Source organism: Rickettsiella endosymbiont of Litargus connexus, assembly GCF_964277335.1.
In the GTDB taxonomy this organism is placed as follows: domain Bacteria; phylum Pseudomonadota; class Gammaproteobacteria; order Diplorickettsiales; family Diplorickettsiaceae; genus Aquirickettsiella; species Aquirickettsiella isopodorum.
The window spans coordinates 160,399-175,141 of the sequence record NZ_OZ195516.1 but is presented as its reverse complement, the minus strand read 5'-3'; the positions used below and the strand labels follow the sequence as shown (position 1 = coordinate 175,141).

Below are 14,743 nucleotides of genomic sequence, written 5' to 3'. Positions count from 1 at the left end.
TTCACGGAAATTAAAATAGAGTCCATCTATTCTAGATTATATTCGATCCTAGTTAACTATCGCTAAAGTTAAATAGATTTATTTTATAAAATTATGTTATATTATTAGCAATAATAAACAATGATAATTTTTATGAAAAAATATGTCTAACTCGAATATAAAGCTAAATTTTTTTACTAAGTATTTCCATATTTTTGACGGTCAATCGCTCTTTATTTGTGATATCAAGAGTAAAGAAGACAGAAAATTTCATTTTCAAATTCGTTTTATTCAAAAGAATTTTCAAAAGATAAATTTAAGTCAACTAGAATCAGATTTAAAAAACTCTATTGTTAAGCTAAGCGTTAACAGTTCATTAGATTTTAATCATGAAAATAAAATTAAGTTTTTAAACGCCTTAAAAAAATTCGGTATTGATATAAAGTTAGTTGAAATTATTCAAAATAATTCTCGCTTCAAAATTGATAATCAATCTAATTTAATTAAAGACTATAATAAAAATTTAATCACTTTATTTTGTATCGGTTCATCGAAAAATATAAATTTTGGCTATGAAATACCCGAAAATTTGTCGGAAAATAGCGCGCCATTATGTTGTGCACAAATTTTCACTGGAAGACAATTATCCAAAAAAATATATCTTTTTCCCATAAGTGCACGATCCTTGGATAACGCGTTTTCTGTACTAAAAAATAATTCAGCTATTGATCTAATAAATCTAGAAATTCCTTATATAGAATACCTCCCTTCTAAATCTGCGCTAAACTCAAACTATGATAAAGAAATTCAAACTCGAATCAATCTTCAAACTATTATTTCAGAAATACTAACCCATCTTGACACACCGAAATGTTTTCGAAAAAATGGTTCAGAAAAAGCTAGTCTATTTAGAAGCCTCGCCAAGGACATTGCTAGCGACAAACCAATCAATACTATTTCTAATCAATTAAATCAACATGATACTTGGAAACTTCTTGCCCAACATAGGGATCCCTGGGGCCTTTTTTCATTCTTTAAAGGGAAAACTCATTCATTAATTGCATGGCAAGCATTGAGAGATGAAATCTCTCATTTTTCTAGCTCATTCAATAATCAGTTTTCCTATCTAGCTTAATTTTCTTTACCGCTAAACCCATAATAAGCTACACTTTTATTGAGTATTCGTTGATTTTCGGTCTTTTTAACCTAAGCTGCTCAATTATGAATAATTATAAATTACTTATCCTTGATTTTGATGGCACACTTTGCGCCACGCATGAAGCCATATTATTTTGCATTAAGCGAACGTATGAGACATTACATAAGACCATACCAAATCATAACTTCATCGACGAAACAATTCGAGCAGGCCTAGGCATGGAAAAAACCTTAGAAGTTCTTAGTCCCGATCTCACACAGCAACAAATTCATCACTTATTAAATACATACGAAACGATCTATTTAGCTGAAGGTGAGGATAAAAGTGCGCCATTCCCTAAAGCTGCAGAAACATTAGCGCAACTTCATGCAGCGGGTTTCATTCTTACCGTGGTCAGCAACAAAGCCGTTGCTGCGGTGGACACCGCTCTAGTACGTTTTGAATTAAAGCAATATATTGCCATGGTCATCGGCGATACTAAAACACTGAGAAAAAAACCGGATCCTATGGCCTATACTGATTTCATCAAACCAAAATTTAACCACATAAATCCAACACAAATCTTAATGGTCGGCGATACACCGGCTGATTTACTATTTGCAAAAACTATTGGTGCTGACTCTTGTTGGGCAGAATATGGTTATGGGGATGAAAAAGCTTGTCTAGCGCTTCATCCGACTTATACAATTAAGCGATTAACAGACATTTTGGCTATTTTATTTTAAATTCCACGCTTGTTTGTTGAGATCTGCTATAGCTTTTTTTCTATGGCAGTTAATCGGTCATCAATATTAGAAAAATAACTCTGTACAGTTTCAACTAATACCATCGTTTTCATATCAGGTTCGATATTAACATTATCACCCACATTTTTATCGGAAAAATTGGTTTTGCGTAATGTTTCGGGAATTAAATACACTTCAAAACTAGGTTGTTTTTTATTCGTCAATCCTACAGTTAAACTAGAACCATCCACCGCGATATAACCTTTCGGTTTAACAAAAGCGAAACAAGCGACAGAACATCGAATAGACAAACATAAATTCTCTCCACTAATTTTTTTATCGATAACTTTTCCTGTCTCCAATACATGGCCACTCAGTTCATGTCCTCCTATTTCATCACCATAGACTAGACTCCTCTCCACACTGACTTTTCTTCCAACAAAAAGTTCATTTAAAGTAGTTTTGACTAAGGTTTCTTGCATTGCATCAAAACTGACTTCAATTCCATTCTTCGCAACGACGGTTTGACAAACGCCATCTATAGAAATACTCGCACCCGTTTTTAAATTTTTTACTAGTTCTTCATTTAATACGACACTATAATGGAATAATCCTGGTCGTTTAGTGAGTGACTTTACAACAAATAAACCTTGTGTAATTCCAGAGTACATAGAAAAATTAAATTATTAATAAACTTTCAATTAATTGCATTTGTTTTAACACCGATCCTTTATTTTCTTCCACAAACTTTTTAGCTTCCCGACCCATGTTCTGGCGTCGTACTGGATCAGACAACAAAGAAATAACCTGCTCTGCTAGCTCTGTCGCGTTATTTACCTGAATTGCTGCATTTCGCTGTTTCAGCTGTTCAGTAATGGTTGCAAAATTAAAAGTATAAGGGCCGGTTAATATAGGGAGGCCAACGGCAGCGGGCTCAAGAGGGTTTTGACCGCCTTTTTCAACGAGACTTCCACCCACAAAACCCAGATCCGCTGCCGCATAAAAAATAAGTAATTCACCCATCGTATCACCGATCAAAACATCGATATCGTTCAGATCGCGCTTATGATCGCTACGCTTGTTAATGTTATAGTTTTGACTGCGATATAGCTGTTCTAATTGAGAAGCTCGATGCACGTGTCGGGGTATCGAAACTAATAATAAGTCTGGGAAATAATGACGCACCTGCTTAAATACCTGAAGAATCAATTCTTCTTCACCAGGATGAGTGCTCGCCGCAATCCAAACAAGCCGATTTTCTCCCCAAATTTTCTGCCATTGCTGGGCCTGTTCCAGTAAATTTCTTGGCAACGTCACATCAAATTTAAGACTACCGGTAATGTGTATTCGCTCAGGCGAGAAACCAAGGTCAATAAAACGCTCCGCGTCAGCTTGAAACTGAGCTGAAATAACATTAATGCTCTTTAACATGGCTTGTGTTATCGGCAAAATACGCCGATAGGATAAAGCGGAGCGTTCAGATAAACGGGCATTGACAAGGGCTACCGGCACTTGATACAACTGACACGCGGCTAGAAGGTTGGGCCAAAGCTCCGTTTCTAACAAAATCAGTAATTTTGGTTGTAGTGCCTTAAAGAATTTCCTCAAGATTAAGGGTAAATCATAAGGAAAATAAAGCGGGGTTATACTGTTTCCCAATGCAACACGGATACGTTCGGCACCTGTTGCTGTCTCATTGGTCACAATAATAGGTAGCGATGGATAACGTTGCTGTATCCGCTTGATCAATGGTATGGCCGTCAAGGATTCGCCGACTGAAACGGCATGCACCCAAATCCCACCGGATGGCAAAGGATGTCGTAGGCCTAAGCCTAGACGCTCATGCCAAAATTGCAATCCATTAGGATTTTTACGATTTTTTATCCATAAACGCAATAAAATAAACGGCAAAAATAAATAAAAAATTATTGTATATAAGAATCGCATGACTTAATAAAATTATAATTAGTATTTAATGGTGAGCTTATCGCTTATTCAACTTTAAGACAAGATAATATCCTGTTAGTCTTATACCTCTTGGTAGAAGCATCCTATTGTTATTTTCCTTTATTCTTACCTATTTTCTCGAAATATGGAATCTCAGAGGAGATGAGGAATCACAAAAATGATGCCTTCTTGAAGTATCTACCTACGAGAAATATCTGGGTCATGGACAAAATTTAAGTAAAAAGACTATATAGTCGAATTTTTATGAGTTAGGTTTAATCATGAATATATGGGGCAAACTTGTTGGAGGTTTTTTTGGTTTTCTTTTTGCAGGACCATTTGGGCTTATATTAGGTGTCATTATTGGGCATCTCTTTGACCGTGGCCTTAGGGAAAACCAGGGCTGGACTTTTTCTTCTGTCAATCCAAACGTCGCACAACAAGTTTTTTTTAATAGCACGTTCTTGGTAATGGGACATATCGCAAAATTAGATGGGCGGATTTCTGAAGCAGAAATTCAAGCGGCTAGAGCCATCATGAATCGCTTAGGTCTTACCGAAACCATGCGTCAAAAGGCTATCGACCTTTTTAGTCAAGGTAAACAAGCCTCGTTTAATTTAGAAGAAACCTTAAAAAAGCTAGTCCAAGCCTGCCATCGCAATAAGGTATTACTTAAGCTTTTTGTAGAAATACAAATGCAAACGGCCCTGGCTGAAGGCCATCTCACAGCAGATAAGCAAAGAGTATTGCAGAAAATCTGTCAATATCTAGGGTTTGCGCCACTCAACTTTAGCTTTTTTGAGCATCTATTTAATTTTGAGCAAGCTTTCCGCCAACAATCTTCTGGTCAGAGACAACAAGGATACTATCAATCATCGCACTCATCTCATCAGCTGAATCTAAGAGATGCCTATGCTATCTTAGGTATCTCTGAACAAGCATCGCCCGCTGAAATAAAGAAAGCCTACCGAAAGCAAATGAGTCAACATCATCCTGATAAATTATTGGCGAAGGGTTTACCTGAAGAAATGATAAAAATAGCGACTGAGAAAACTCAAAATATCAAGGCTGCCTACGATCGTATCTGTGCGGCTAAGGGAATATAATGCGTAATTTAATTATTTCCGCCTCTATTTTATCTGCGGATATGGGTTGCTTAGCTAAGGAATCCTCTGCGGTATTGCAAGCGGGTGCCGATAGTTTGCATATTGATGTCATGGATAATCATTTCGTCCCTAATTTGACATTTGGACCCTTAGTCTGCGAGGCTTTACACAAACATCTACCTAAGACTTTTCTTGATGTACATTTAATGGTAAATCCAGTCGATCATTTAATTAATGCCTTTGCTAAAGCGGGTGCTGATCAAATCATCTTTCACCCTGAAGCCAGTAGCGATGTGCTTAAAAATTTAAAACAAATTCGTCATTTGGGTTGTAAAGCAGGATTAGCAATTAATCCTCAAACGTCATTAAATTGTTTAAATAACCTCTGGGATCACTTAGATTTTATATTAATGATGTCTGTTAATCCCGGTTTTGCTGAGCAACATTTTATTCCTGAGGTTTTAAACAAAATTTCCGCCACTAAACAGTTACTTTCCACACACAAACCTAGTATTCGTTTAGGTGTGGATGGCGGGATTAAAAAAAATAATATTAGGGAAATCGCTAAAATGGGTGCAGATACTTTTATTTTAGGATCGGGTATTTTTCATACCGAAAATTACGCCTTCACATTAACCGAACTACGATCACAATTAACTCTATAAGGAAAAATAATATGCGTCTTTTTTTAATGGGTTGTCTATTCTTTTTATTAAGTGCTTGTGCTAGCACAGCAAACTACCAAAAAAAAATTGATACATGGCAAGGAAAAAATATTCAAGCGCTCATTTCTAAATGGGGGGAACCTGACACAGGAATACAACTTCCCAATGGTCATAGAATCTATCAGTATACCCGAAAAACGATGTATTCTATCCCCGATCCTAAACGTTCTCCTTTGCGCACCGATAATGGAAATCTTTTCTCTAATTATGATGAGCCTTGGAATACACACCAAACTGTCATTCGTTCTTGTCAAACCTCATTTGAAACAACTGCTGACGGGCATATTATCCATATAAGCTTTAAAGGGAATAATTGTGTATCCAATAATTTTCTCCCTTAAGTTAGCCTATCAATTTGTATGAATAGTTTAGATTTTAATTTTCGAAAAATAGATCGTTTGCTTTCATAAAGACGAGATATTAGCTAAACCGCGCAAGAGAGCTAAAAAAATAATGATCCATAGAAAAAAAAGGAGCTCAATTCCTCAAAAAAAAGATTTCGTTATCATTCAATGGCTAATTTATTTTACTTTTTTGTGTTTTGTCTCACCGGGCTTGACGACAGAATTGACGATGGGACAACAACTTGGTTGGATACCTAGTCAACTGGGTATTTGCAAAGGACACTATTTAGATCCCTTACAAGCTTATTCTCAAACTTCTTTAAGTAAACTCAATCAAGCTTTTACTCATATTGATGCCGCACAATCTCATTTTTCATTTGAAGGGACTTCTACTTTAAGTGGTAATGTCGTTATTACTCAACCTGGCCGAATATTGTATGCCGATCAAGTTTATTTCTATCGTGATCCGAAAACAGGGAAAATCACTAATATGGATCTACTCGGTGGAATTAAACTTGAAGAGCCTAATCTTTTAATTAAAGCAAAAAAAGCCCATTTAAATTTAAACAATCAAAGCGGTTATCTTACGGATATTATTTATCGTATTTTATTAAGAAATAGCACGATATTAATGGGCACTAACAAAGGTATGCCGATTAATGCTTGGGGATCAGCCAGTGCGCTGGAACAGACTTACCCTGGATTAATGATTTTACATAATAGTACCTACTCGACTTGTTCACCCATTCATCCAACCTGGAAACTCTCCGCTAAAAAAATAATATTGAACCGTGATGATGGTCGCGGTAAAGCCTACAATACCTGGTTGGATTTTCGGGGAACACCTATTTTATACAGTCCTTATCTTGCTTTTCCTATTGATGATAGACGTGAATCAGGCTTCTTATTCCCAAACTTTGGAACTTCTTCACAATCGGGGATAAGTATTGGATTTCCTTATTATTGGAATATGGCTAGCAATTATGACTTTTTATTTACACCCACTATTTTAAGCAAGCGTGGCGTACAATTAGGTGGTCAATTTCGTTATTTAAGTCATGATAGTCAAGGAACGATCATTGCTAATTATCTTCCCTATGATCGAGCAGCGGCGCGGCTTGCTGATCAGATTCCTCTGCTTTACCCCAACACCAACCCACTGATTTATCCAAGCACTACTAGAAAATCTTTTACATGGCAAGAACAGCGTCTATGGGCTCCTCGTTGGACGAGCATAGTAAACTTTAATTGGGTTGGCGATGATTATTATTTGGAGGATTTTAACCAGCCCCCTACTATCGCTATTAATCAACTGGCACAACAAGCACAATTAAATTACACCGGTGATATTTGGAATTTTACGACGAGCATCAATCGCTATCAAACACTGCATCCTTTGAATCAAGCACCCGTGAATAACCCTTATAATAGTTTACCTGAGATTGATTTAAATAGTACCACACAAAATTTTCATGGATTTAAGGTTCAAATAAACAATCAATTGAGTTATTTTCAACGTTTAAATAACCCTGGTGAGTTAGTTAAACCGCCGCAAGCACTCCGACTTAATATTTTCCCTTCCATCAGTTATCCAATACGTAGTAAAGAAGCTTACCTCATTCCACGAGTTCAATTGAGTCTGACGCATTATAATATAATAAATCAAGTCAATGGTTATCAGCACGAAATCCAGCGCACGACGCCTCTGTTTAGTGTGGATAGTGGTTTGTATTTTGATCGGAAAACCCATTGGGGAGGACATTCTTTTTTACAAACTTTAGAGCCTCGACTATTTTATTTAAATGTTCCTTATCGTGATCAAAATAGTATTCCTATTTTTGATAGTGCACTTATTCCTTTTAGCTATGATAGTCTTTTTATGACTAACCGTTTTAGTGGTTTTGATCGTATCGGCGATGCCAATCAAATTAGTTTTGCGCTCACCACTCGATTATTGGATCAATTCACTGGCGAAGAAAAATTAAGAGCTAGTATCGGTGAAATCTATTATTTTAAAGATAGGCGCGTCTTTTTATGTAACCCATTAGAAAGGCAATTAAGTATACCCGGAACCTTGTGCGCCAACCCATTTACAATACCAGGCGCCACTTCGCCGACTGAAAAATTCTCTCCCATTGCCGGCCAGCTAAATTACAATATCAATCCACAATGGAGCACTACCGCGAATATTGCCTGGGATCCAACGAGTCACGACATTATTAATGCGGCTGCAAACATACAGTATCATCCACATCCTAATCAGCTGTTTAATATCAACTATGGGCGTATTCGTTTTGGCGATCTATTTGTCACAACACCTCCCACACCCCCCAATAGTCACCAAAATGATTTTAATCGGCTGGGCTTTTCTTTTGCAACGCCACTTAAGCATCAATGGAGCACAGTGGGCGGTTGGAATTATAATTTTAGTCATAATTACTCACAAAGCTTTTTCTATGGGTTGCAATATGATAGCTGTTGTTGGGCTTTTCGAATTGTGGCCGGGCGCACTTTTTTTGCCTTAAATCAAAATAGTAGCCCAATATTTAATAATGTTGTTTATTTCCAATTTCAACTCAAAGGCTTGAGTACCGTAGGCATCAGTGATATAACCAACTTTTTAACTAATAATATCCCTGGCTATACTGATAATTTTCAGTCTGGTGCAACCCATTTTTAGTAACGAGCGATTATGGACTTTCTTAAAAAAATCTTTCCATTTATTATTTTACTCACTAGCTTAGTATCTGCTAACCCCTTATATGCCGTTGAAACCTTGGATCGTATTGTTGCTGTGGTTAACAATAATGTCATTACGCAGCAACAGTTAAGTGAACAAATTGAAATAACGCGACAGCAATGGCTCTCTGAAAATAAACCTATCCCAGATGCAGCAATTTTTCGCAAACAAGTACTTAATAAGATGATAGACAATGAATTACAGCTTCAATTAGCGGCTAATTCAGGATTAAAAATTAACGAAGCCGCATTAGATAAAACCATTATGGGTATTGCGCAACGCAATGGTTTTACACTCGAGCAATTACGTGAAAAGTTGCAACAAGAAAATATACCTTATGCAAAATATCGACAACAAATCCGTCAACAACTGATTATAAATCGCCTACAACAAGATGAAGTCGCTGCAAAAATTACCGTAACAGATCAAGAAACGAAGGATATGTTAGCGCATATGCCTAAATCAACTCCGCAAAAAACAGCTTACCATGTTGAAGATTTACTTATCCCATTTCCAAATAATCCATCTACCGCTGATATTTCTCGCATAAAAGCTATTGCTTTATCCTTATTACAACAAGCAAAAAACGGATCTTCTTTTCAAAAATTGATAAGCCAAGCAAACAAATTTAACCCTCCATTAACGGGTGGGGATTTAGGTTGGCGTCCGCTTAATGATTTACCCGATATTTTTCAAATCCCTGTACAAAAACTTAAGCCAGGGGAAGTAACAGAACCCATCCAAGCTGGCAATGGTTTTCATCTCATTCGTCTTTTAGAAATACGGGGCGATAATTCAACCACAGCTCATTATGTGACATCCACACATACTCGACATATTTTAATTAAAACCTCTCCTTTGCTTAATAATACGCAAGCAGAAAGACGCCTTAACGAAATTCGCGCAGACATTCTGCGTGGTGGTGATTTTGCTACACTCGCTAAAAAGTACTCTCAGGATCCCGGCTCTGCCTATAAAGGAGGCGATCTCGGTTGGACTTTACCAGGCCTATTTGATCCCACTTTTGAAGCACAAATCAAAAAATTGGCCATCAATCAAATTAGCTTACCTTTCCAAACTCAGTTTGGCTGGCACATCGTACAAGTTTTAGGTCGAGCACAAAAATTACAAACGAAACAGAATGTTTCACGTGAACAAGCAGCGCAGCTAGTTTATCAACGTAAATTCCAGCAAGCATTAAAAAACTGGCTACGTCAAATACGTAACCAATCTTACGTAAAAATTATGTAGGCTTGTTAACTGTCCAGTTTACCTTCACTAATTTTGCAGGAAAACAGCTTCTTTTATTTTTATATACCAAAACGAAGAAAGGATGAAGCTTGATTCTTTAATTTTTCATCTTTTTTCGCAGCATTTTTTTCATGCTTTGCAGACTTAAATTCTGCTTGAGCTAATGATTCTTTAGGCTCACAAAATAATCTAGACTGTCCTAATCTGTGTGTCTCAGGCTTACTATACTGCGGCTCTTCTTCATATTCATTTTCTTCTTGTGTCCCAGAAGGATTATTATCCCTTTCCTCATAAGGAACATACTCTGGGTTTTCAAAATACTCTTCATATTGAGGTTCTTCGTATCCACTTACTGCTTGTGTCCCAGAAGGATTATTATCCCTTTCCTCATAAGGAACATACTCTGGGTTTTCAAAATACTCTTCTTGTTCATCATTGTAAGATTCCGGTTCCCCAAATTTAGATTCCGCTCCCGTATCCGTATGTCCTTTTTGTTTTACGAAGACATACGATGGATATCCAAGTTCAGCCGGTTCCCCAAATTCAGATTCTTCAGAATAATTTGCAACAGGAAAAGTAGATTTAGACTCTGCTTGAGCTAATGAGTTATCATGTCCATAAGAAAAATTGGGAAGGGAGCTATCAAAATTTTGCTGTGTCGCAGAAGTAGAAAAAGATTTGGAAAATGTAGGGTTAAGTGCAAAACAATCGCGAGTGCTTAGATTTTGCGTCTCGTTGCGCACTTTTAGCTTCATTGATTGCAACATTTCAGAAATTTTATCCGTTGGTAGTGGAGGTTTTTTAGGTTTTAAATGACGGTTAGGATTAGGTAAGCGAATATATCCAGGAGGAGTTGTTGATATTGCAGGTTTTTTAGGTTTTAAATGCCGTTTAGGATTAGGAGAGCGGGGAGACAGGGAAACAGAAGCTTCATGTTTAAGATTAGAAGAGCAAGGTACCGACGGAATTTGCCAATGTGATAAATTTCCTGTATTAATCACCTTCCCTGCATCAAGAGAACTTTGAGTTGGAAGCTTGTTCTCCTCTCGCCATTGATTAATTGATTCATTTTCTGAAATATTTTTTTCAAGTCCTGTAATTAATTTATTTTTTTTTATGTTTTTTTTATTTGGCATAATTTTTTTATCACATTTAAATTATTTAATTTCTATTATACTTTTCGTAATAAAAACATTCAAGACACTAAGTTTTAAAATTAAATTATTTAAAAAAAATATAACCCTAATAATTTTAAATGATTCATGAGTATAAATAAAGAAAGTATTTTATAAATCCTATAAAGATTACCGTGAATATCAAATAAATTTATGTAACACGCTATAAAGATTTTTTATTCTTAATTCAGGTGTGGGTTGTGCAAAGCTAAAGCGTAAGTGAGCAGGACCGTCAAGCTGATACAATGCCGGATTTTTCTGAATCAACTGAATGATAGCGGTGGGATTGATATTAGGCTTTTCATTGAATTCAATGCGACCTCCCTGAGGTCCAGACACAATCTTTGTAATACCAATTTTTTGCGCAAGTAATTTCAACTCGCTTAATTGAAATAGATTTTTCAGTGCCTGAGGCAATAAGCCAAAACGATCGATCATCTCTACCTGTAATTGCTCTAATTCTTGTTCATTTTTGGCATGGGCAATACGCTTATAAAGCACTAAACGAGTATGTACGTCAGGTAAATAGTTTTCTGGGATCAACGCGGAGATTTGCAAATCAATTTCGACAGCATGACTAACCGGTTTTAGTGCGGGCTCTTTACCCGATTTCAATGCAGCCACCGTTTGCTCGAGTAATTCCATATAGAGTGAAAATCCTATCGATTGCATATTACCACTCTGCTGTTCACCTAAAACTTCACCCGCACCTCGAATTTCTAAATCATGCATGGCTAAGGTAAAACCAGCGCCCAAATCTTCTAAAGAAGTAAAGACTTCTAAACGTTTCATCGCATCAGCCGTCATAATTTCTTTAGGAGGTGTCATTAAATACGCATAAGCTTGATGATGAGAACGTCCCACTCGGCCACGTAATTGATGTAGCTGTGCTAAACCAAACTTATCCGCTCGATCAATAATAATAGTATTAGCCGATGGCACATCAATACCGGTTTCGATGATGGTCGTACAAACCAATACATTAAAGCGTTGATGATAAAAATCTGCCATCACGCGTTCGAGTTGCGTTTCACGTAATTGGCCATGGGCCACCTGAACACGTGCTTCTGGTACTAATGTTTCTAATTCTCTTGCCGTTTTTTCAATGCTATCGACTTGATTATGTAAAAAATAAACCTGGCCCCCACGGAGTAATTCACGCAATATGGCTTCACGAATCAAACGGGCGTTACGCATCTGTACAAAGGTTTTGATCGATAACCGTCGTGCCGGTGGTGTAGCAATAATAGACAATTCACGTAAACCGGATAAAGCCATATTTAAGGTACGTGGGATAGGTGTTGCAGTTAAGCTTAAAATATCTACTTCAGCACGTAATGCTTTTAAACGTTCCTTTTGTTGTACACCAAAGCGGTGCTCTTCATCGATGATCAATAAACCCAACCGAGGAAATTGTAGCTCTTTACTTAATAATTTGTGTGTGCCTATCAAAATATCAATTTTCCCGATTTGCAAGCGTTCTAGAATTTTTTTCTGTAACGCAACACTTCGGAAACGTGAAATCATTTCAATCTGTATAGGCCATTCAGCAAAACGATCACTAAAATTTTGATAATGTTGTTGGGCTAATAAGGTGGTTGGAACAAGTATGGCGACTTGCTTATTGGATTGCACTGCTAAAAATGCAGCACGCATCGCAACTTCTGTTTTGCCAAAACCAACATCGCCACAAATTAATCTATCCATAGTGCGTTCTGAAATCATATCCTTAATAACTTGCTGGATAGCTTGTTCTTGATCCTGTGTTTCTGTAAAAGGAAATTGTGCAGCAAATACTTGATAATCATGCTCAGGCAGATGGAAAGCGTAACCCTTGTGCACAGCGCGTTGGGCATAAATATCGAGCAATTCAGCGGCCACATCCCGCATTTGTTCAGCCGCTTTACGCTTGGTTTTTTCCCATTGGTCAGAACCTAATTGATGCAAAGGCGCATGCTCACTATCATTCCCACTGTAACGACTAATTAAATTAAGCGAAGAAACCGGAACATATAATTTTGCTTTTGCAGCATACTCGACTATCAAAAATTCATTTTCCTGATCATCTATTTTTAAATGCTGTAAACCTCGATAACGTCCTACGCCATGATCAATATGAACAACTGGATTACCCTCGGTTAACTCCGCTAAATTTCGAATAATCGTACGTGCATCTACACTTTTAGTTTTAGTTTGACGTTTTTGAATAATCTGGTTACCAAATAACTGTGCTTCACTAATTAATGCCAAAGGGGGGTTCTCTAAATAGAAGCCTTCTTCTAATGGCGCAATAATGATATGAATAGGTTCAGGAGCATGCAGAAATTCTTGCCAAGTTTCACAGCGATGAGCGTGTATAGAAAATTTATTGAGTAAATCCAGCAACACTTCCCTACGACCTGCGCTTTCCACACAAAATAAAACACGCGCTTGTAAATTCATTAAAAATTCATTTAGAAATAAATTTAAATGTTCTAACGGTTGTTCAAGCTTATGATCAACCGTTAAATTAGGAAATTTCTTAACCAGCGAATGATAAGGATCAGCAGACTCTGCAGGGGCTTGTTGTAACAATATTCTTGGAAATTCTTTTAATCGCGTAAATAATGTATCGACTTCCACATAAAGTTGCTTGGGGGCTAAGATGGGTCGCTCTATATCATGTCTAAGTTGTTCATAACGTTCATTAATTTCCTTCCAAAAATTTTCTGCTGCTAACTGGGCATTATTAATTTGTAAAATTAAAGCTTTCTTTGGCAAATAATCAATCAATAATTGTGTTTTCGGAAAAAATAATGGGAGATAATATTCTATTCCGGCTGGAGCACGTCCCTCGCTCACAGCTTCATACAAAGGGCAATTTAAAGGATTACCGACAAAATTTTCACGCCACTGTTGGCGAAAAAAATTGATTGCAGATTCTGATAAAGGAAATTCACGTGCCGGAAGCAAATTTATTTTTTCTATTTTTTCTATAGAGCGCTGTGTATCGGGATCAAAATGGCGAATACTATCCACTTCATCATCAGAAAAATCAACACGAAAAGGTAAATCGCTACCCATGGGAAAAATATCTAAAATGGATCCGCGTACAGCAAATTCGCCACGGGTTAAAACTTGCGATACACCGTGATAACCTCCTAATTGTAAATTTTTTCGCAACTCCTCGATCGATCTTTTTTCACCACAAGTCATACTTAAGCTTGCCGCTTGGATATAACTCAGCGGAGCAATACGTTGCATTAAGGTGGTAATAGGAACCAACAATATAGCCCGCTTAACATCATATAATTGAGCTAAGGTCGAAAGTCGTTGCGAAATAATATCTTGATGGGGAGAAAAATGATCATAAGGTAATGTTTCCCAGTCAGGAAAGTTTATGACGGTTAACTGCGGAGAAAAAAACTTTAATGCCGCTTCTAGCCGATTTGCCATTAGGTTATCCGGTGTAACAATTAAAATTGTGCCTTCATAACTATCGGCTATCTGATTTAATGCTAAGGCAAGGCTATCTTGCTGTAGATTACTAAAGCGTAAACGCTGATTTGGCTCAGTGGGAATGGAAAAATTTAAAAATTTAGAAATAGACATA

The 14,743-nt window shown here is 36.9% G+C and carries 11 protein-coding genes; 7 read left to right on the top strand and 4 right to left on the bottom strand.

What is annotated here, in order from left to right:
• The first annotated feature begins 142 nt into the window (after window positions 1–142).
• Both ACICP9_RS00785 and ACICP9_RS00780 read left to right on the top strand, forming a co-directional pair.
• On the top strand, window positions 143–1,114 hold the full coding sequence (locus tag ACICP9_RS00785) for a hypothetical protein (protein ID WP_395498063.1): 972 nt from the start codon (window positions 143–145) through the stop codon (window positions 1,112–1,114).
• Window positions 1,115–1,200: 86 nt separating this feature from the next.
• A complete protein-coding gene (locus ACICP9_RS00780) occupies window positions 1,201–1,863 on the top strand; it encodes an HAD family hydrolase (RefSeq protein ID WP_395498061.1) in 663 nt (220 codons plus the stop codon).
• Between the two features lie 26 nt (window positions 1,864–1,889).
• On the opposite strand, the gene ACICP9_RS00775 is transcribed toward ACICP9_RS00780, so the two are convergent.
• Together ACICP9_RS00775 and waaA are read right to left on the bottom strand one after the other, a co-directional pair.
• Window positions 1,890–2,534: a riboflavin synthase subunit alpha gene (locus ACICP9_RS00775; RefSeq protein WP_395498059.1), complete on the bottom strand. Its 645-nt coding sequence runs from the start codon at window positions 2,532–2,534 to the stop codon at window positions 1,890–1,892.
• A gap of 7 nt (window positions 2,535–2,541) precedes the next feature.
• A complete protein-coding gene (waaA, locus tag ACICP9_RS00770; RefSeq protein WP_395498057.1) occupies window positions 2,542–3,810 on the bottom strand; it encodes a lipid IV(A) 3-deoxy-D-manno-octulosonic acid transferase in 1,269 nt (422 codons plus the stop codon).
• A 281-nt stretch (window positions 3,811–4,091) separates the two neighbouring features.
• On the opposite strand from waaA, the gene djlA reads away from it, so the two are divergent.
• From djlA to ACICP9_RS00745, 5 genes are all read left to right on the top strand, one after another.
• Complete coding sequence (djlA, locus tag ACICP9_RS00765) at window positions 4,092–4,916, top strand: co-chaperone DjlA (RefSeq protein WP_395498055.1); 825 nt, start codon at window positions 4,092–4,094, stop codon at window positions 4,914–4,916.
• On the top strand, window positions 4,916–5,581 hold the full coding sequence (gene rpe, locus ACICP9_RS00760) for a ribulose-phosphate 3-epimerase (protein ID WP_395498053.1): 666 nt from the start codon (window positions 4,916–4,918) through the stop codon (window positions 5,579–5,581). Before djlA ends, rpe begins: the two co-directional genes overlap by 1 nt.
• 11 nt (window positions 5,582–5,592) lie before the next feature.
• Window positions 5,593–5,982, top strand: coding sequence for a hypothetical protein (locus ACICP9_RS00755; protein WP_395498051.1), 390 nt, complete (start codon window positions 5,593–5,595; stop codon window positions 5,980–5,982).
• A 232-nt stretch (window positions 5,983–6,214) separates the two neighbouring features.
• On the top strand, window positions 6,215–8,665 hold the full coding sequence (locus ACICP9_RS00750; RefSeq protein ID WP_395498049.1) for an LPS-assembly protein LptD: 2,451 nt from the start codon (window positions 6,215–6,217) through the stop codon (window positions 8,663–8,665).
• Between the two features lie 12 nt (window positions 8,666–8,677).
• Window positions 8,678–9,976, top strand: coding sequence for a peptidylprolyl isomerase (locus tag ACICP9_RS00745; protein ID WP_395498047.1), 1,299 nt, complete (start codon window positions 8,678–8,680; stop codon window positions 9,974–9,976).
• Between the two features lie 59 nt (window positions 9,977–10,035).
• Here the strand turns inward: ACICP9_RS00745 and ACICP9_RS00740 are convergent, their stop codons facing one another.
• On the bottom strand, window positions 10,036–11,112 hold the full coding sequence (locus tag ACICP9_RS00740; protein ID WP_395498045.1) for a hypothetical protein: 1,077 nt from the start codon (window positions 11,110–11,112) through the stop codon (window positions 10,036–10,038).
• 180 nt (window positions 11,113–11,292) lie between these two features.
• Window positions 11,293–14,742, bottom strand: a complete 3,450-nt coding sequence (gene mfd, locus ACICP9_RS00735) for a transcription-repair coupling factor (RefSeq protein WP_395498043.1) — start codon at window positions 14,740–14,742, stop codon at window positions 11,293–11,295.
• Window position 14,743: the final 1 nt, after the last annotated feature.